The 19,289-nt window shown below is 70.8% G+C and carries 16 protein-coding genes; 12 read left to right on the forward strand and 4 right to left on the reverse strand.

Features of this window, described 5'->3' with window-relative positions:
- Window positions 1-247: 247 nt before the first annotated feature.
- From OG587_RS13455 to OG587_RS13465, 3 genes are all read left to right on the forward strand, one after another.
- Complete coding sequence (locus OG587_RS13455; protein WP_329090186.1) at window positions 248-1,909, forward strand: cell division protein PerM; 1,662 nt, start codon at window positions 248-250, stop codon at window positions 1,907-1,909.
- Between the two features lie 363 nt (window positions 1,910-2,272).
- Window positions 2,273-2,791 (forward strand): SigE family RNA polymerase sigma factor, encoded by a 519-nt coding sequence (locus tag OG587_RS13460; protein ID WP_329090188.1) that lies wholly within the window; start codon window positions 2,273-2,275, stop codon window positions 2,789-2,791.
- Window positions 2,778-4,190, forward strand: coding sequence for a hypothetical protein (locus OG587_RS13465; RefSeq protein ID WP_329090190.1), 1,413 nt, complete (start codon window positions 2,778-2,780; stop codon window positions 4,188-4,190). Before OG587_RS13460 ends, OG587_RS13465 begins: the two co-directional genes overlap by 14 nt.
- Before the next feature lie 138 nt (window positions 4,191-4,328).
- Here the strand turns inward: OG587_RS13465 and OG587_RS13470 are convergent, their stop codons facing one another.
- Window positions 4,329-4,739: a hypothetical protein gene (locus OG587_RS13470; RefSeq protein ID WP_329090192.1), complete on the reverse strand. Its 411-nt coding sequence runs from the start codon at window positions 4,737-4,739 to the stop codon at window positions 4,329-4,331.
- A 112-nt stretch (window positions 4,740-4,851) separates the two neighbouring features.
- Between OG587_RS13470 and purN the strand changes: the two genes are divergently transcribed.
- The 4 genes from purN (at window position 4,852) to OG587_RS13490 (ending at window position 8,265) form a co-directional block, all read left to right on the forward strand.
- The gene (gene purN, locus OG587_RS13475) at window positions 4,852-5,439 is read left to right on the forward strand and encodes a phosphoribosylglycinamide formyltransferase (RefSeq protein WP_443075553.1); all 588 of its coding nucleotides are present in this window, start codon (window positions 4,852-4,854) and stop codon (window positions 5,437-5,439) included.
- A gap of 46 nt (window positions 5,440-5,485) precedes the next feature.
- Entirely contained in the window at window positions 5,486-7,030 is a 1,545-nt protein-coding gene (gene purH, locus OG587_RS13480) for a bifunctional phosphoribosylaminoimidazolecarboxamide formyltransferase/IMP cyclohydrolase (RefSeq protein ID WP_329090196.1), read from the forward strand.
- A 150-nt stretch (window positions 7,031-7,180) separates the two neighbouring features.
- On the forward strand, window positions 7,181-7,363 hold the full coding sequence (locus tag OG587_RS13485; protein ID WP_329090197.1) for a hypothetical protein: 183 nt from the start codon (window positions 7,181-7,183) through the stop codon (window positions 7,361-7,363).
- Window positions 7,364-7,404: 41 nt separating this feature from the next.
- On the forward strand, window positions 7,405-8,265 hold the full coding sequence (locus tag OG587_RS13490; protein WP_329090198.1) for a bifunctional methylenetetrahydrofolate dehydrogenase/methenyltetrahydrofolate cyclohydrolase: 861 nt from the start codon (window positions 7,405-7,407) through the stop codon (window positions 8,263-8,265).
- A 275-nt stretch (window positions 8,266-8,540) separates the two neighbouring features.
- On the opposite strand, the gene OG587_RS13495 is transcribed toward OG587_RS13490, so the two are convergent.
- Window positions 8,541-9,197 carry an FHA domain-containing protein gene (locus OG587_RS13495; RefSeq protein WP_329090199.1) on the reverse strand — a complete coding sequence of 219 codons (657 nt, stop codon included), beginning with the start codon at window positions 9,195-9,197 and terminating at the stop codon, window positions 8,541-8,543.
- 182 nt (window positions 9,198-9,379) lie between these two features.
- Between OG587_RS13495 and OG587_RS13500 the strand changes: the two genes are divergently transcribed.
- From OG587_RS13500 to OG587_RS13510, 3 genes are all read left to right on the forward strand, one after another.
- Window positions 9,380-10,501, forward strand: a complete 1,122-nt coding sequence (locus tag OG587_RS13500) for a citrate/2-methylcitrate synthase (protein ID WP_329090201.1) — start codon at window positions 9,380-9,382, stop codon at window positions 10,499-10,501.
- 117 nt (window positions 10,502-10,618) lie between these two features.
- Window positions 10,619-10,909: a DUF3017 domain-containing protein gene (locus OG587_RS13505; protein ID WP_329090203.1), complete on the forward strand. Its 291-nt coding sequence runs from the start codon at window positions 10,619-10,621 to the stop codon at window positions 10,907-10,909.
- A gap of 113 nt (window positions 10,910-11,022) precedes the next feature.
- A complete protein-coding gene (locus OG587_RS13510; RefSeq protein ID WP_329090205.1) occupies window positions 11,023-12,237 on the forward strand; it encodes an NADP-dependent isocitrate dehydrogenase in 1,215 nt (404 codons plus the stop codon).
- Window positions 12,238-12,548: 311 nt separating this feature from the next.
- Here the strand turns inward: OG587_RS13510 and OG587_RS13515 are convergent, their stop codons facing one another.
- Entirely contained in the window at window positions 12,549-14,114 is a 1,566-nt protein-coding gene (locus OG587_RS13515; RefSeq protein WP_329090207.1) for a hypothetical protein, read from the reverse strand.
- A gap of 246 nt (window positions 14,115-14,360) precedes the next feature.
- Between OG587_RS13515 and OG587_RS13520 the strand changes: the two genes are divergently transcribed.
- Window positions 14,361-16,784, forward strand: a complete 2,424-nt coding sequence (locus OG587_RS13520; RefSeq protein ID WP_329090209.1) for a bifunctional serine/threonine-protein kinase/glutamate ABC transporter substrate-binding protein — start codon at window positions 14,361-14,363, stop codon at window positions 16,782-16,784.
- A 435-nt stretch (window positions 16,785-17,219) separates the two neighbouring features.
- On the opposite strand, the gene OG587_RS13525 is transcribed toward OG587_RS13520, so the two are convergent.
- Window positions 17,220-17,750: a PadR family transcriptional regulator gene (locus tag OG587_RS13525; protein WP_329090210.1), complete on the reverse strand. Its 531-nt coding sequence runs from the start codon at window positions 17,748-17,750 to the stop codon at window positions 17,220-17,222.
- A 55-nt stretch (window positions 17,751-17,805) separates the two neighbouring features.
- Here OG587_RS13525 and OG587_RS13530 point away from each other — a divergent pair, with 55 nt between their 5' ends.
- Entirely contained in the window at window positions 17,806-19,263 is a 1,458-nt protein-coding gene (locus tag OG587_RS13530; protein ID WP_329090211.1) for an MDR family MFS transporter, read from the forward strand.
- The last annotated feature ends 26 nt before the right edge of the window (window positions 19,264-19,289 follow it).

Here is a 19,289-nt window from a genome sequence, read left to right on the forward strand (position 1 = left end):
GGGGCGTGGCTCCGGGCGAGGGAACGCGGTACGGCGCCGCGCGATCCGGTGGTGGGCTCGTCACCAGATCGCGCGGCGGTCCCGTTCTTCGCCGGTGATCGCCGTACGTTCCTCTCCGGAAGAGGGATCACACGCGGTTCTCGTACCGGCCTCGTCCGGATACCACAGGCGGCTCCCGTCACGCGGTGCGCGACACGCGGGCGCGGGAGTCCCTTCCGCACCGAAGATCCTGAGACCATCGACTACTGTGACGGCCCTTTTCGATCAGCTACGGACGGCTCCCCGCAACGTCCTCAGCCGTATCCCCCTGCCCGGCCTCACGGGTGACGACGATGACGTCCGCCGGCCGCTTCCCGTCTCCGGGATGCTCGCCGCCGCGTGGACCCTCGGCGTGGGGCTGGCGGTGCTCACCACGCTCACCCTGGTCGGCTGGATCGCCGCTCCCCGCGGCGCGCTCGGCGCGGGCCTGCCCGCGGTGTTCCGCACCGCGTCGCAGCTCTGGCTGGCCGCGCACCACGCGGGCTTCGCGATACCCGGCGGCTCGGTGGGCCTGCTCCCGCTCGGGCTGACGGTCCTGCCCGCCTTCCTGCTGTACCGCGCCGGGATGTGGATGGCCCGCGACGCGGACCTGCGGCTCCGGCTGCCCGCCAGGCTGCCCAAGAACACCCCGAAGGAGGTGTCCAACGCCCGCCGCAAGGCGCAGCTGGTCCTGATCGCGCAGGCGGGCATCTCGCTGGCGGCGCCGTACGCGCTGCTGGCCGGGCTGATCGCGCTGGTCACCAGGAACGAGATCACCCAGCCCTTCCTCGGCGACGTGCTGGTCAGCCATCTGGCGCTGGCCTTCATCGCGGGCTCCGTGGCCGTCGCCAGGACGATCGGGCCATGGCGGTCGATGCTGCGCCTGCTGCCCGAGCGGCTGCGCTCGGTCGTGGCCGGTACGTCCGCCGCGTTGGCGATCATGCTCATGGCGGGTGCCGTCATGGTGCTCGGGGCCGTCGTGGTCAACTTCGGGCAGGTCCAGGAGTTGTCGGGGATCCTGGCGCCGGGGTTCGTCGGCGGGCTGCTGCTCCTGCTGGTGCAGGGGCTCTACCTGCTGAACGCCGTCATCTGGGGCCTGGCCTACATCGCGGGCCCGGGTTTCGCGGTCGGCACCGGCACGCTGGTCGCGCCGACGGGCGTGCAACTGGGCACGGTGCCGAGCCTGCCGATCCTGGGCGCGCTGCCCGAGGCGGGCCCGACCCCGGCCTGGGTGATGATCGTGATCGCGATGCCGTTCGTGGCCGGGGCCGTGGCGGGCATCCTGGTCGTCCGGATCTCGCCCTCCCCCTCGTACGAGGGGGCGCCGCTGTGGGGGTTCGTCTGCGGGCTGGCGACCGGGGCGGTGGCGGGCCTGCTCTCGGCGCTCTCCGGCGGCTCGCTCGGCGGCGCGCGGCTGTCCGCGCTGGGCCCGTCGGGGTGGGAGGTGATGCTCTCGGTGACCCTGGAGGTGGGCGTCGCGGCGGGAATCGCCGCGGGGCTGGCCAACTGGTGGCTGATCTTCCGTGGGCACAACACCGCCGTCACCAAGGCGGCGGCCAAGGTCGGCACGGCCACCGCGCCGGTGCGCAAGGCGGGCGTCAAGATCGCCAAGGCCGCGGCCTCCGCGGCCGGCAAGGTCGGCTTCGCCGAGTCGGAGGAGCTCCAGAAGCTCCCCGGTTACTGGCTGGACGCCACGGAGTGCGACACCCAGCCGATCCCGGTCATCAGGGACGACTGGGAGGACGAGCACGCCTCGGCCGCGGCGGAGAGCTCGCAGAAGGCCCGCCGCCCCGACCCGCCGCGCCCACCCCGGCGCGACATCGTCGACGAGACCGACGACAAGGGCGGCCACGTCATCTACGTCGACCCCTACGCCTGGGACCGCGACTGAGAACCCGGTACCCCCGTTAGGGACCGTGATCGAGAACCCGATGTTCACATCGGTCCCGAGCGCCTGAAATCGTGACCGCCGGGGCCGCGACCGCCTGCAATCGTGACTGCCTGCAATCGTGACTGCCTGCAATCGTGAGCGCCGGGGCCGCGACTGCCTGAGAGCGTGCCCCCCGGGAGTGCTGGGACCCTGAGCCCTGGGGGCGTGACCCCTGGATCCTCTGACCTCTGACCTCTGGGACCGTGATCGCCCGGGGCGCTGACCGCCGCGACCGAGAAGCCGGCGGCCGGAAATCCGGCCGGGGCTGGAAACCCTTTGCACGGGGCCGGGCGTATGGACGGGTATGAGACCTAAGACGGCTGCGTGAGCGGCCACGAGGGGTTCACCGAATTCGTCGCGGCGCGCGGAGCGAGCTTGTTCAGGATCGCCCACCTCACCTGCGGGTCCCGCGACGAGGCCGAGGACGTCCTGCAGAGCGCGCTGGAGAAGGCCTACCGGAGCTGGGGCCGCCTGCACGCGGGCAGTGACCCGGAACCCTACGTGCGCCGCATCATCGTCAACACCGCCATCAGCCGCGCCCGCCGTCGCGCGATCCTGCGGATCTTCCTGACCCACTCGCCCCCGGACACCCCGGCGCCCGACTCCCTGAGCGGTGTCGAGCTTCGCCAGGTGCTGATCGCCGGCCTGCGGAGCCTGCCGCCACACCAGCGCGCCGTACTGGTCCTGCGCTTCTTCGAGGACCTGACCGAGGCCCAGACCGCGGAGATCCTCCGTTGCTCGATCGGAGCGGTCAAGAGCCAGGCGTCCAAGGGACTGGCCCGTTTGCGCGCCCTGATCGGCGCCGACCTTCACGAGGAGGCGTTGCCCCATGTCGAACACTGAGATCGAGAACGAACTTCGTCTGGCCATGGTCGAGGAGACCTCCGCGCTCGGCGTCCCTCCCGGTCTCGCCCACAGGGTCGTACGGGGCGTGGACCGGGGGAGGCGGGCTCGTACGACGACCGTGGCCCTGGTCGCCGCGGCCGTGCTGGCGGCGGCCGTACCCGGCTACCTGAGCGTGGCGGACCGGAACGGCGTCGCCTCCCCCACCCAGGCGGTGGGCGTGGGCGACGTCAAGGTCGGTTATCTGCCCCCGGGTCTCGGCGCCCCGGTACTGGCGAGAGCCGACGCCGGAGGTCTCCGTGGCACCGGCGCGACCTGGGGCTGGGGGGACGATCTCGTGCGCGTCACGGTCTACCGCGACCCGGCCTTCCACGTCGGGGGAGCCGAGCGCGTGCTCGGCGGGATCAAGGGCACGCCAGAGACGCTGCCGGGAGTCCTCATGGTGACGGTGCGCGGACGCGACGGGTTCACCCGGCCCGAGGGGGACGACCTGGTCTGGGAGGAGCGGCCAGGACTGGTCCTGCGCGTCACGGTGGGTGCCCGCTACCGGGACGACCTGCGGAGGATCGCCGATGGTCTCACCCCCAAGGATCCGACCGGCGGGATCTTCCAGGGACTGCGCGTCACCTATGTTCCCCCCGGCCTGCACCTGAATAGCCCTTTCTCCATGCCCGGCTCGGCCGGGTGGACCGAGATCTGGTGGAGCGGGGACGACGGCGCCTCGGTCCGGCTCCTGGCGGTGCGCGGGGTGGGCGCCGCGGACGCGGAGACGCTCCTCACCTGGGCCAGAACCCACCAGGGCCTGTCCACCGCCACTCCGGAGAAGGTCCGCGGCAAACCCGGATACCGGACCGGTGGGGGCGCCGGGGGCGGACCGTACACGCGGATGCGCCTGTGGCTGGAGAAGCCCGGTCTCGGATACGTCGTGGCCGTGAACCAGGGGCTCGCGACCACACTGGACAGGATCGTGAAGGGCCTCGTCCCCGCCGGGCCGCCGTCCACCTCGGATAAGGCGATCGACCACGTCGCCGTCACCTATCCGCCTCCCGGCCTGCGGCGGATCCCCGGGGAGACGACGCGGCTCGGCAGGGGCTGGAGCGCGACGGCCGGACGGTGGTCGGACGGCTCACGCGACGTCGAGGTCACCGTGGTCCGCGGCGGGGTCCTGCACAGCAGCCAGTGGGTGGACGAGTTCCTGCGCGGGGAGAAGCGGGAGCGCGCACGCGTGGGAAGGTCGCTCCCGATCGTGATACGGACCACCGATCGGGACGGGCGCCGGGGAATCTTCTTCGAGACCACGGAGGTCGCCGTCCACGTCAAGGCCGATCCCGCTCTGGCCGGAGAACTGGACAGGATCGCCCTGGGGATCCGTGTCCCGCCCCCGACCTACAAGCCGTAGGTCCCACAGGCGCCGATCAAGGAGCAGGACCTGCCCGCACTCTCTCGGGAGTGCGGGCGGCTCTCCCGCCGGTGGTCGCCCCGGGGCTCCGCTCGGAAGCCGGCCAGGTGACGGGCAGGGGTTCTGCTCAGGGGCCGGTCAGGGCGGGAAGGGGAACTGCACCTGGCCGGGCTGGAGGAAGGTCATCTTCTTCTCCATGGCCCGTTCGAGCTGCTCCACGCACTCGTTCTGCGACGCCACGGTGCCCGCGCCCTTGCGGCACTCGGTGTAGGCGGCCAGTTCGTCACCGAAGTAGAACTGCAGCGCCGTCACCGCGAGCGAGATCAGCAACGCCCCGGTCGACAGCACGACGCCCACCACGGCGGTGCCGGCGGGCTTGGGGATGGAACGCAACGTCCTGATCGCGCGGATCGAGGTGACGAGGGCGAAGATCGCCATGACGATCCCCGCGAGGGGGAGCACCAACGTCATCGCCACCGCGGCGACCGCGAGCCACAGCGCCCTCCGACCGGCGCTCTCGGTAGGCCGCGCCTGGACCGGTAGTGTCACCTGACCTCCTTGCGTTGTTCGTGTGGACAGGCCGATACCCTTGCAGCGGCGTGAGTCCCCGTCCGAATGGAGTGCGTCGGTGTCATCCCAGGCCGTTCGGCTTGTGGTTCTCGTGTCCGGTTCTGGAACCAACCTACAGGCCCTGCTGGACGCTGTGGCAGACGAGACCTACGGTGCCCGGATCGTGGCCGTGGGTGCCGATCGCGACGGTGTCGAGGGGCTGGCCCGCGCGGAGCGCGCGGGGGTGCCGACCTTCGTGGAGAGGCTGGCCGATCACCCCACCCGTGAGAAGTGGGACGGCGGGCTCGCCGCCCGCATCGCCGAGTACCGGCCGGACCTCGTGGTCTGCGCGGGATTCATGAAGATTCTCGGCGCGCCGACGCTGGAGGCGTTCCCGGTCCTCAACACCCATCCCGCGCTGCTGCCCTCCTTCCCCGGCGCGCACGGCGTCCGCGACGCGCTCTCGTACGGCGTGCGCGTCACCGGCTGCACCGTGATGCTCGCCGACGCGGGTGTCGACACCGGGCCGATCATCGCCCAGGAGGCCGTGCCCGTGCTGGACGGCGACGACGAGGCGGCCCTGCACGAGCGCATCAAGACCGTCGAGCGCCACCTGCTCGTCGACACCGTCGGCCGGATGGCCCGTGAGGGCTGGACCGTCACCGGCAGGACTGTTCGATTCGGACGACCCGGCGGATGAGCCGGGCGCCCCGGAGAAAACCGGAACCAACCAGGAGGAGCACGAAGTGACCCGCATCGCCATCCGGCGCGCGTTGATCGCGGTGTATGACAAGAGCGGGCTGGAGGAACTGGCCCGCGGGCTCGACGCCGCGGGAGTGGAGATCGTCTCCACCGGGGGCACCGCCGCGAGGATCGCCTCCTTCGGCGTCCCCGTCACTCCTGTCGAGTCGCTGACCGGCTTCCCCGAGTGCCTCGACGGCCGGGTCAAGACGCTGCACCCGCGCGTGCACGCCGGGCTGCTGGCCGACAGCGGCAACCCGTCCCACGTCAAGCAGCTCGAAGAGCTGGAGATCGAGCCGTTCGAGCTGGTGGTGGTCAACCTCTACCCGTTCCAGGAGACCGTGGCCTCGGGCGCCTCAGACGCCGAGTGCGTGGAGCAGATCGACATCGGCGGCCCCGCCATGATCCGGGCCGGGGCCAAGAACCACGGCACCGCCGCGGTCGTGGTCGACCCCGCCGCGTACGGCGACGTGCTCGCCGCGGTCGCCGCGGGCGGCTTCACCCTCGTCGAGCGCCGCCGCCTGGCCGCCGCCGCGTACGCCCACACCGCCTCGTACGACACCGCGGTGGCCTCCTGGTTCGCGAGCGTCTACGCCGCCGAGGACGGCGCGTGGCCGCGCTACATGGGCGCGGCCTGGGAGCTCCGGTCGCCGCTGCGCTACGGCGAGAACCCGCACCAGGGCGCCGCCCTGTACTCGGGGCAGAAGGACGGCCTGGCCAACGCCGAGCAGCTGCACGGCAAGGAGATGTCCTACAACAACTACCTCGACGCCGACGCCGCCTGGCGGGCCGCCTGGGACTTCGACGCGCCCGCCGTGGCGATCATCAAGCACCAGAACCCGTGCGGCATCGCGGTCGGCGCCGACGTCGCCGAGGCGCACCGCAGGGCCCACGCCTGCGACCCCGTCTCGGCGTACGGCGGGGTGATCGCGGTCAACGCCGAGGTGACCGGGGAGCTGGCCCGGCAGATCTCCGAGGTGTTCACCGAGGTCGTGGTGGCGCCCTCCTTCACGGAGGAGGCGCTGGAGGTGCTCACCGCCAAGAAGAACATCCGGCTGCTGTCCTGCCTCGGGGGGCCGTCCAACCCGGCGGAGTTCCGCCGGATCGACGGCGGCCTGCTGGTGCAGACCGCCGACCGGGTCGACGCCCCGGGCGACGACCCGTCCGCCTGGGAGCTGAAGGCCGGGCCCGCCGCCTCCGCCGACGTCCTCGCCGACCTCGCCTTCGCCTGGAAGGCGTGCCGCTCGGTGAAGTCCAACGCGATCCTGCTGGCCTCGGACGGCGCGAGCGTGGGTGTCGGCATGGGCCAGGTCAACCGGGTCGACTCGGCGCGGCTCGCGGTCTCCAGGGCGGGTGAGCGCGCGGAGGGATCCGTCGCCGCCTCCGACGCGTTCTTCCCCTTCGCCGACGGCCCGCGGATCCTCATCGACGCGGGAGTGAGGGCGATCGTGGAGCCGGGCGGTTCGATCAGGGACGAGGAGGTCGTCGCGGCGGCCGAGGCGGCCGGGGTGACCCTCTACTTCACCGGCACCCGTCACTTCTTCCACTGATCCGTTCCCGGCGCGCGGCCGCCGCACGGATGTGGCGGCCGCACACGGGAGATAAAAAAGTGGCGGATTGGACAGGACTACCTGGATGAAAAAGGTTTGACCTGCGGTTAGTCTGAAGCATCCCTTTCATCCCGGCCGTGGAGATCCCTCATGCCCTTGCTCGACCACGCCCTGTACGCCTTCGTGATCATGCACGGTTTCTGGGTCAGTCCCTGGATGATGATCATTCTCGCGCTCGGCGCGGCCTACCTCGGCGGGCGGGCCATGGAGTGGATTCCCTTCACCCGCAGGATCATCGAGCGAAAGGAAGCGAGGGAGGCGGAGCGAGGCTGATCCCGGCGACGCCGTAAGAGGGCCGTGAGAGGGTTGTCCGCATGAGCGCGCGGATTCTCGACGGCAAGGCCACGGCGGCGAAGATCAAAGCAGACCTCACGGCGCGGGTGGCCGCGCTGAGGGAGCGGGGCGTCGTCCCCGGGCTCGGCACCGTCCTGGTGGGCGGTGATCCCGGCAGCCAGATCTACGTGGCGGGCAAGCACCGCGACTGCGCGGAGGTGGGCATCTCCTCCATCCGCAGGGACCTGCCGGAAAGTGCCACCCAGGCCGAGGTCGAGGCGGTCGTCGACGAGCTCGACGCCTCCGCCGAGTGCACCGGCTACATCGTCCAGCTCCCGCTGCCCCGTCACCTCGACACGCAGGCGCTGATCGAGCGGATGGACCCGGCGAAGGACGCCGACGGTCTCCACCCGGTCAACCTGGGCCGCCTGGTCCACATGGTCGACGCGCCGCTGCCCTGCACGCCGTACGGCATCGTCGTGCTCCTGCAGGCGTACGGGGTGCCGATCAAGGGGGCCGAGGTCGTGGTGGTCGGCCGTGGCATCACCGTGGGCCGCTCGCTCGGCCTGCTGCTGACCCGCCGCTCCGAGAACGCCACCGTCACCCTCTGCCACACCGGTACCCAGGACCTCGCGGCCCACACCAGGCGCGCCGACATCGTCGTCGCCGCGGCGGGGGTGCCGCACCTGATCACCGCGGACATGGTGAAGCCGGGCGCCGCCGTGCTCGACGTCGGCGTCTCCCGGGTCGACGGGAAGATCGCCGGTGATGTCGCCCCCGGCGTCGAGGACGTCGCGGGCTTCCTCACTCCCAACCCCGGCGGCGTGGGCCCGATGACCCGGGCCATGCTGCTCACCAACGTGGTCGAGGCCGCCGAGAGGCGCGTCCGAGAGCGGGGCTGACCCGCGCCCGCGGGTGTCCCCGGATGCCGGGCGTGCCGCTTTCCATGGAAATCCGCCGGTCCCGCGCCCGCCGGGCGTCCCCTCGGGGACGCAGGACGAGCTCAGGCGACGCTCAACAGCTCGGGCGACGCCAAACGTCCCGTTCGTCGCGAATGTCCCGAGCGGCGCGAGCAGCGCGGATGGCGTCGGACAGCTCGGGCGAAGCCGAACGTCTCGGGCGGGATCGGTTGTCCGGGCCCGCCCGGCCCGTTCGGCTCGCTCGTGAACGAGCCCCTTTACGAGGCCCTGCGGTTCGCGGTGGTGGACGACGCCGTCTGAGGCTCCGGGGCACCGGCCGCGCGCTGCGGTGGCACCACGGGGGTGGGCCTGACCAGCCCCAGGGCGACGACCTCGTTCGCCAGCCTGGTGCGCCGGTTGGTCCCCTCGGGGATCCGGAACTTCTGGTAGAGACGCAGGAGATGCTGCTTGACGGCCGCCTCCGTCACCACCAGATCGTCGGCGATCTCCCTGGCCGTGGCCGGTGCGACGAACGCCTCGTCCGACAGCGCCGGACGGCACAGCGACGTCAGGACATCAACCTCCCGCCTGGTCAGCTCGGGCGCCGCGGCGCGGCGGAGCTCGACCTCCGGGGCGAAGTCCTCGCGTGGAACCCCGCCGATCCTGCCTCGTGCCGCGCCGAAGGACACCACGTCACCGTCGTCAAGCACCCTCCGGGCGATCGGCCGGCCGTTGACCCGTGTGCCGTTGCGGGACAGGCCCAGGTCAACGACGTACAGGTAGGGCCCGCGCCGGACGAATTCCGCGTGCAGCCGGGAAACACTCGGATCGGTGAGCCGGATGTCCACTCCCCGGCCACGTCCGATCGTCGTGATCTCGGGGCGCAACGGGACCACCTCGCCTGTGTCCTCGATGCGTATGAACGGCCCCTCCACGGCAGTTCCTCCCCAGGTAGCCCGCCGTAACTATTCCTACAGCTCCGGCTTACCCAAACGAGGTGATGGGGAATCGCCTTTGCCAGAAAGAGAATCCTGCGTGAAATTGGTCTGTACCTCTCGGGAGGGTTTCCGCTGCTCACAGGTAGACTTCGGACACAGATAAGCGGAGGAAACAACTCATGGCGGACAAGCCCACCAAAGGTCTCGCCGATGTCGTAGCCGCGTCCACAGCGCTCAGCGACATCGACGGTCAGGCCGGTCGCCTCTTCTATCGTGGCTACGACATCCACGATCTGGCAGGCCGCACCACCTTCGAAGAGACCGCACATCTGCTCCAGTACGGCACCCTCCCCACGCGGGAGCAACTGTCGACGTACGGTGAGGAACTGGTCCGAGGGCGCGCGCTCGGCACGCTCGCCGAGGCCAACATCGCGGAGATCGCGGAGAAGCAGGCCCCCATGGAGGCGCTGCGCACGCTGGTCTCGCTCGCCGGCGGCGACGATCCGGACAAGGACACCAACGCCCCCGAGGCGAACCTGCGCAAGGCCGCCAGGCTGACCGCGCAGCAGCCGATCCTCGTCGCCCACTACCACGCGGCCAGGACCGGGACCACCGTCCCCGATCCGGACCCCGAGCTGAGCGTGGCGGCGAACTTCCTCCTCCAGATCACCGGCCGCGCCCCCGGTGAGCGCGAGGTCGAGATCTTCGACGCCTGCCTGGTCCTGCACGCCGACCACACGATGAACGCCTCCACGTTCGCCGCCCGCGTCTGCGCCGCGACCCTGTCCGACATGCACTCGGCCGTCGTGGCGGCCATCGGCACCCTCAAGGGCCCCCTGCACGGCGGTGCCAACGAGCAGGTCATGCGCACCCTGGAGTCGCTCGACGCGGGTTCCGTCGCCCAGGCCGTACGGGACAGGCTCTCCGCCGGAGAGAAGATCATGGGCTTCGGGCACCGCGTCTACAAGACCGAGGACCCGCGTGCCACGCACCTGCGCAGGATGTCGCAGGAACTCGGCGAGGCGTCCGGAGACGACACGTACTACCGGATGTCCAAGGAGATGGAGGAGGTCGTCTTCGAGACGAAGGGCCTCTACCCGAACGTCGACTTCTACGCGGCGACCGTCTACCACTATCTCGGCATCCCGACGGACCTGTTCACTCCCGTCTTCTCGGTCAGCCGCATGTCAGGATGGACCGCACACGTCATCGAGCAGCACGCCGACAACCGGCTGATCCGCCCGGACAGCGAGTACATCGGCGAGCGCGACCAGAAGTGGAAGCCGATCGCCGAGCGATGATCCGGAATCAGATGACCTGGAATCAGATAAACCGGGATCATGTACACCGAGATCATATGAACCGGGACCGGACAGGTCGGAATCGATGAGTCGGAGGCGAGAGCGAGTGGTGGGCCGGTGAACGCGCGAGCGGTGAACGCGAACGGGGAGCGCTGGGGCGCGTACCCGCTGGTGGCGGTCGGCGCGGTCGGCGCCATGGTCTTCGCGGTGCTGCTTGACATGCCCGAGTGGGGTGGTTTCGCCCTCGGTGCAGTCATGACGCTGGGGGCGCTGGCCCGGCTGGTCGGAGGCGGGCGGCTCGCCGTGCGCAGAAAGGCGACCGACGCCCTCACTCTCGCGGGCCTCGGAATCGCGCTCATGGTGGGCGGGCTGATCCTCGAATTCCCGGCGCTTATGCCGATGCGATAGGTCGGAGGAACGGGTGCGTCGCAAGGCGATTGACCCGGTCCGATAGCCTCAACGGCCAGTGAGCCTCAAAAAGGACTGTTTGGCCAATTTAGTTCAGAAGGGGAACCACACGCATGCCCAAGATCAAGGTAGAGGGCCCCGTCGTCGAGCTCGACGGCGACGAGATGACCCGGATCATCTGGCAGTTCATCAAGGACCAGCTGATCCTTCCCTACCTCGACGTCGACCTGAAGTACTACGACCTCGGGATCGAGCACCGCGACGCCACCGACGACCAGGTGACGATCGACGCCGCGAACGCGATCAAGCAGTACGGAGTCGGCGTCAAGTGCGCCACGATCACCCCTGACGAGGATCGGGTCGAGGAGTTCGGCCTCAAGAAGATGTGGAAGTCCCCGAACGGGACCATCCGTAACATCCTCGGCGGCGTCATCTTCCGCGAGCCGATCATCATGTCCAACGTGCCGAGGCTCGTCCCCGGCTGGACCAAGCCGATCATCATCGGCCGTCACGCGTTCGGCGACCAGTACCGCGCCACCGACCTGAAGATCCCCGGCGAGGGCAGCCTGACCCTCACCTACACCCCCAAGGACGGCTCGGAGCCGATCGAGCTCGACGTCTACGACTTCCCCGGCCCCGGCATCGCGATGGCGATGTACAACCTGGACGACTCGATCCGCGACTTCGCCCGCGCCTCCATGCGGTATGGCCTGTCGCGCGGCTACCCGGTCTACCTCTCCACGAAGAACACGATCCTGAAGGCCTACGACGGCCGCTTCAAGGACATCTTCGCCGAGGTCTTCGAGACCGAGTTCAAGGCCGACTTCGACGCCGCCGGGATCACCTACGAGCACCGCCTCATCGACGACATGGTCGCCGCGGCGCTCAAGTGGGAGGGCGGATACGTCTGGGCCGCCAAGAACTACGACGGCGACGTCCAGTCCGACACCGTCGCGCAGGGCTTCGGCTCGCTCGGCCTGATGACCTCGGTCCTGCTCACCCCCGACGGCCGCACCGTCGAGGCCGAGGCCGCCCACGGCACGGTGACCCGTCACTACCGTGAGCACCAGAAGGGCAACCCCACCTCCACGAACCCGATCGCCTCGATCTTCGCGTGGACCCGGGGCCTGCAGCACCGCGGCAAGCTCGACAACAACCCCGCGCTGATCGACTTCGCGGACAAGCTCGAGCAGGTCTGCGTCGAGACCGTCGAGGGCGGCCAGATGACCAAGGACCTCGCCCTGCTGGTCGGCGGCGACGCCAAGTGGCTGACCACCCAGGACTTCCTGGCGGCCCTGGACGAGAACCTGAAGAAGAAGGTGGGCTGACCGGCGCCCGACCGGTATCCGACGGCACCCGGCCGTCACCCGACCGGCGCCGCCGCCCACTGGGAACACCAGGAACACTAGGAACACGAGGAAAAGGGCCGCCCCACGGCGGCCCTTTTCCCGTTCCCCGCCTTCATGCGGGGCTTCTTCCCGCCCTCGGCCGCGCCTCCCCGTTCCCCGCTCTCCCGCACGGCCGCGTGTCTTTCCGTACGGGTTCCGTGCCTGATGTCTCCCGTATGCGCGGCTTCACGCCCTCCCGTCTTCCGGGACGGGACCTCCCGGTGCCCTCCCGTACGGCACCGGGCGGCCGGTCACGGTGCCGCCGCGGCCCCCAGCACGAGCGGGGCGTCGGCCGGGAGGCCGGGCACGCGGTGCGCCCGGCCGCCGACGGCGTTCACCCGGAAGAAGCCGAGGAGGTCGCCCCCGGCCTTGGCGCTCATCTTCACGACCACCTCGCGGTTGTTCAGCCAGCCCACGACCTCGGCCTCGGCGGGCCGCCTCACCTCGGGGAGCGGGAGCCGCTTGAAGACCCGTCGCGACGCGGCGTCGACGATGTGGAGGCTGTGGAGGTCCTCCCCCTTCCCGACGGCGATCGCGGCGGAGTGTCTCCCGCTGGGGGAGTCGGACCAGGTCCCGTACCGCTCCCGGAGCCAGGTGGCGATCTTCTCCGCCGGAGGCATCTGTCCTGCGGGCACAGATGCCAGGGCGCCGGTCGTGAAGTCGGTGCGCAGCCGCCGTTCGCCGAGGACGACGGTGAAGTGGCGGCCGTCGAGGGAGACGCTCACCAGCGTGCCGTTCTCGGTGTCGGCGGGGGCGAGGACCGGTGACAGGTAGCGCTTCACGCCGCTGCCGAGATCATGGGCCACGTAGCGTCGCTCCGCCGCGCTGAGGTAGGCGATGCGACGCCCGTCGCGGCTGATGGCCGGGGTGAGCCGTGGGGGCTCCCCCTCGTCCCCGTGTGCGAGGCGCTGGGCGGCGTCGGGGACGCTCAGCGTCGACTCGCAGGGTTTCCGGCCCTCGCAGGCGGTGAGGCCGGGAGCGGGGCTCTCGGGGCCGCCGGAGGTCAGTGTCAGCGTCCAGCCCGCGCAGGTGACGTCTCCGGCCCGCGCGGGAGGTGTCCCGACGGGGGCGTCGGGACACGGCCCGGGAACCGCGTAGCGGATCACCGAGGAGGTCCGCGGGGCCTGCCACGGCACCGGGACGGCGCCCGGTTCCCGGCCGGCGGGCTCGGGGCTGGAGACCGCTCGTACGGGCTCCTGCGCCTGTGCCGCGTGGGGCTGGCTGCGCTTGCCCAGCGCCGAGTTCCACACCTCGCCCTGCTGGAACACGATGAAGGCGGCGACCAGGCCGACCGGGACGAGTGCCGCCGCCACGGCGAGGAGGGCTCCCCGGGCGCGACGCCGCCTGAGCGTACGCATGGACCGGACGGTGAGGTCGGGGACGGAGGCCTCACCCGCGGCGTTGGCCATCCTGGTGATCAGACGGCTCTCGCTGCCCTTGGTGAGGGTGTCGACCGCCGTGGTGATCTCCGCGTCCACGGTTTTCTCGGGCAGCCCGAGAAGGGAGGCCATCTCCGCGCGGGACCTGCCGTCGTGCAGGCAGGCGACCACGAGGAGCCGCTGCCGGGGTGGGATCCGTACCAGGGCCGTCGGCCCGGCGGCGCTCGGCCGCTGGAGGAAGCGGCGGTAGAGCGCGATCTGGGCGTGCGTGGTGGGGTTCTCCCACAGCGGCGGCGGCCAGGAGAGGGCGACGGTGTGGAAGGAACGCAGGGTGAGGCGGATGGCCTGCTCGTGGCTGCCGGTGAGGAGAAGGGCGGTGCCGACGAGGGAACGCTGATCGCGCTGCACGAACTCGCGATAACCGATGTATCGGCGCATGGAAGTTTTTGCTCCGGCTTGCCTGAGGGACGTACAACGGTAGCGATCTAAGCGGCTGGAGCGCCAGATTGGGGTGAATGTCGGAGATTGGGTGGGTGGAAGCGCCTGCCGTTTTTCATCGTGACATGGGTGGCAGGCGGGTCGTTGTCGGAAGAAATGTGAGGTCACGTCGGGATAACAGGGGGAGAGGGCGGGTCATGGCGCCGTAAAGTTTGCCACGTCGAAGATTACGAGACCGTGGGGACGATGATGCCGGAGATCGCGCCACTGGAAGCGGGAGAGCCGCGCCAGCTCGGGCCGTTCCGCGTTGTCGGGCGGGTCGGCGAGGGCGGTCAGGGCATCGTCTACCTGGGGGTCAACGCCGCGGGGGAGCGGGCGGCGATCAAGTTGCTGCACGTGAAGTTCTCCGGTGACGCCATCGCCAGATCCCGGTTCGCCAGGGAGGCGAGGGCGGCCCAGCGGGTCGCCTCGTTCTGCACCGCGGGCGTGATGGACGCCGATCTCGAAGGCGACACCCCCTACATCGCGAGCGAGTACATCGAGGGCAGGTCGCTGCGCGAGGTCGTGGAGGCCGACGGCCCCCTCAGGGGCTCCCCGTTGCAGCGGCTGGCGATCGGCACGGCCACCGCGCTCACCGCGATCCACCACGCCTCGATCGTGCACCGCGACTTCAAACCGGACAACGTACTCATCGCCGCCGACGGCCCGAGGGTCGTCGACTTCGGCATCGCCCGCATCCTCGACTCCACCGGCACGATCACCAGCCGGGCCATCGGCACCCCCGCCTACATGGCGCCCGAGCAGATCTCCGGCGCCGACGTCGGGCCGCACACCGACGTCTTCGCGTGGGGGGCGACCATCGCGTTCGCCGCGACCGGCGAGACGATCTTCGCCGGAGGCTCGATCGCCGTGATGCTCAACCGCATCCTCAACCACGAGGTCGACCTCGGCATGCTGCCGGAGCCGCTGCGCGGCGTGGTCGGTTCGGCACTGGCCAAGTCACCGGCCATGCGGCCCTCGGCCGACCAGCTCCTGCTCCGGCTGCTCGGCCACCCCGAGACGGTGAACGCCTCGCCCGCGATCCTCACCCAGGGCGCCGAGGTCGCCGTCCCCAAGTCGCCCCGTGACGAACCCGGGCCTCGTGTCCAGGGCCGTGAGCAGGGGCACGTTCACGGTGGCGATCAGGGCCGTGACGACGACGCCACCAGTCCCATGCGCACTCCGAACCCCAGGACGGGTGTCTCGGGCGACCCGGCCCTCCCGTCCACGGGGTTCCAGGCCCGGCATCCCGTCCACGACCAGCGCCCTCACCCCGGCCAAGGCGACCAGGGCGGCCAGAACATTCAGGGCGGCCAGAACATTCAGGGCGGTCAGGGCGGTCGCGGGGTTCACCCGGGTCCGGGAGGCCGGACCGGGCCCGGCCAGGGCGAGCGCCGCGCACCCGCCGCCCACGGCGGGCCCTCCCACACCCCCGCTCCAGGGGAGCACCCGTCCTTCCCCGACCACCGCTCCCCGGACCACCGCTCTTCGAAGCCGCACCCCTCGGAGCCGCGTTCCTTGGACCACCGCTCTCCCGAGCAGCGTTCTTCGGAGCAGCGTTCTTCGGAGCCGCGCCCATCGGACCAGCGCTCTCCCGGCCGTCGCGACCACCCGCCGTCTCCCGATTACCGGGAACACCCCTCGTCTCCCGGGTACGGCGACGGCAGGGGGTACGCGGAGCACGCCGGGGAGGTGCCGCCGCCCAGCTGGCAGGCGTCCACGACCCGCGTCGGGACTCCGGAGACGCCGCGACGCCCGCGCGGGAAGCGCTGGATCGCCGCCGTCGTGGTCGTGCTCCTGCTGGCCGCCGGGACGGCCGCCGCCTTCCGCTGGTGGCCGCGGGCAGCCCCGGAGGGCGGGTCCGAGGAGCCCGTCCCCACGGCGTTCACCTCCGTGGCGGACAAGGCGGCCAGGACGGGCAAGCTCGTCATCGGCCTGCGCGACTCCCTGCCCGGTATCGCGCTGAACAGCGAGGGCAGGTGGAGCGGCTTCGAGGTCGACCTGGCCCTTGAGATCGCCAAGGCGCTGGGGGTGCCGGAGAGCGGCGTCACCTTCCGGGCCACCGTCCGCCCCGAGCGGCCGAAACTGCTGGCGGACGGAGACGTCGACCTGATCCTGGCGACGTACTCGATCAACGACACCGATGGCGTCACCTTCGCCGGGCCGTACTACCTCGCCCACGTCGACGCCCTCGTCAAGGACGGCTCGCCGATCGTGACCGTGAGGGGCCTGGAGGGCAGCCGGATGTGCCAGCCGGCCTCCAGCGCGGCCGTGGCCGTCCTGCAGGGCGCGGTGGAGCGGCTCACGCTGGTTCCCGCCCAGACTTACTCCGAATGCGTCAACAAGCTGCAGGCCGGTGAGGTCGACGCGATCCCCGGCGACGACCTGCTGCTGGCCGGTTTCGGCAACCGGGAGAGCATCCGCTACAAGCTGCTCGGCCTGAAGCTCACCGACGAGCGCTACGCGGTGGCCCTCAAGAGGGGCGACGTACGCACCTGCGAGGCCGTCAAGGGGGCGATCGCCGACCTCTACCGGAGCGGCGCCATCCGCAGGCTGCTCGACAAGCACTTCTCCAGGGTCGAGTTCCCCGGCCGGGAGAACGACCTCCCCGCCATGGCCGCCTGCGCCTAGCCACACCCGGCCCGGACCCGGCCGCACCCGGCCCGGACCCGGCCGCACCCGGCCCGGACCCGGCCGCACCCGGCCCGGACCCGGCCTGAGCCGAAGATCTGTGCGGACCCCGATAGAGACCTAGACCTGCGCGGGGCCGCGCCGGAGACCTCGGCCCCCCTCGGGAAGACCAGCGCGGACCCCGCTGGAGAACCGCACAGAGCCGCGCCGGAAATCTCGCGGACCCTGCTGGAGAGCCGCGGAAATCTCGCGGACCCTGCTGGAGAGCCGCGGAAATCTCGCGGACCCTGCTGGAGAGCCGCGGAAATCTCGCGGACCCTGCTGGAGAGCCGCGGAAATCTCGCGGACCTCCGCTGGAGATCTCTGCTGGAGACCTGCGTGGACCCGCGTCGGGGATCCGCGCGGACCTGCGTGGGCCCACGTCGGGGATCCGCACTAGGGTCGCGTCTCGCTCGCGGAACCCTCGATCGCCGCCGCCGTGTCCGCGGCCCAGTCGGACACCGTCCGCGTCTTCCGGATGCCCAGGTCAAGGGCGTAATTCCCGAAGCCGCCCCCTTTACGGTTCCCGCTCTCCCGGAGCGTCTCCAGATGCGCCAGCATGGCGTTGTAGGCCTCAGCCTCCGTGCGGAGCAGTGCCACGGCCTCGTGCGGCTCCAGGGTGGGCAGCAGGAAGGCGCGGAGTAACCCCTCGTCACGGTGCGACCGGGACGGCTCCTTCTCCAGCAGCCACCGCCGGAGCTCCAGCGCGCCCTCGTCGGTGATCGTGTAGGTCTTCCTGCCCCGGGGGCCCTCCTGCTCGACCGCCACCCAGCCGTCCGCGGCCATCTTGTTGAGCTCCGGATAGATCTGGCTGTGCCCGGCCTGCCAGGCGTAGTTGATCGACCGCTCGAAGAGTTTCGTGAGGTCGTAACCGCTGGCTGGGCCCGTGATGGTCAGCAGGCCGAGGAGCGCGATCCGGAGTGACATGCCCTCATCATACTTATGGATTGACATGTCGAAGCTTACAGGTCAATATCCGCAGGTGTCCTCTGACGTATTAACTCCCCCTTCAAAGGCCCGCCCCGGCAACGGCCTGCTCCTGCTCGCCGTGCTCGGCGGGATGTTCCTGGCCATGCTCGACCAGACGATCGTGGGGACCGCGTTGCCCCGGATCACCCGGGAGCTCGGTGGCGCGGACCTCTATGTCTGGGTCGTGACGGCCTACCTGCTGACCTCCACCATCACCGTTCCCCTGTACGGCCGGCTGTCCGACACCTACGGCCGCAAGCCGCTGCTGCTCACCGGCATAGTGGTGTTCCTGCTCGGCTCGCTCCTGTGCGGCGTCGCCCAGGACATGAACCAGCTGATCGCCTTCCGCGCGCTGCAGGGGCTGGGCGCCGGAGCGCTGCTGCCGCTCTCCCTCGCCCTGGTGGCCGACCGGTTCCCGCCGAACGAGAGCGGCCGGGTCCAGGGCGCGCTCGGCGGGGTGATGGCGCTGAGCTACATCGCCGGGCCGTTCCTCGGCGGCGTCTTCACCGACCAGGCCAGCTGGCGCTGGGCCTTCCTGATCAACCTCCCCATCGGCCTGGTCCTCATCGCGATCATCGTCGCGCGGCTGCCGCACGTGGCCGGGCAGGGACGCGGCGCCCGGCCCGACTACCTGGGCATGGCCGTGTTCAGCGCGGCGATCGGCGTGCTGCTCGTCGGCCTGACCGAGAAGGGCCTGGACGACCACACCTGGACCAGCGGGCCGGTGCTCTGGCCCATCCTGGCCGCCGCCGTGCTCCTGGTGGCGTTCGTCCTGGTCGAGCGGAGGGCCGAGCAGCCGATCGTCCCGCTGGAGCTGTTCCGCGACCGCACCTACACGCTGGTCAACGTGGCGTCGTTCTTCACCGCGTTCTGCCTGTACGCCGGGGTGGTGTTCCTGCCGCGTTACTTCCAGGAGGCCATGGGGCTGACCGCCACCGAGTCGGGCCTGCGCATCTACCCGCTCATGCTCGGGATGGTGGCCGGAAGCGTGATCACCGGTGCCCTCATCTCCAGGACCCGGCGCTACAAGCCGTGGCTCGTCGCGGGGCCGTTCCTCATCTCGGCCGGGGCGCTGCTGTGCACCGGGCTCGCGGCCGACACCCCGGCCCTGGCCCTGGCGGGGTGGATGGCGCTGCTCGGCCTGGGCATGGGGCCGATGCTGTCCGGGCTGACCGTGGCCGTCCAGTTCTCGGTCCCGCCCCGGTTCATCGGCACCGCCAGCGCGAACCTGACCTTCTTCCGGCAGATCGGCGGCTCGGTCGCCCTGGCGCTCGCCGGGACCTTCTACGCGACCGTGGTCAGGGACGAGGCACCCGCCCGCGGGCTGGAGGCCGCCCACGCGGCCGCCACCGCGACGGTCGTCCCGTGGCTCGCCGTCGGCGGGGCGCTCGTCGCGCTCGTCGCGCTGGTCATGCTGCCCGGAGGGCGGATCGGGGCACTCGCCGGACGGCCGTCCACCGTGGACGGGTAGCATCCGAGCGTCACAATTCATCCTTC

Origin of the sequence: Streptosporangium sp. NBC_01469 (assembly GCF_036227305.1) — a bacterium.
GTDB lineage: Bacteria > Actinomycetota > Actinomycetes > Streptosporangiales > Streptosporangiaceae > Streptosporangium.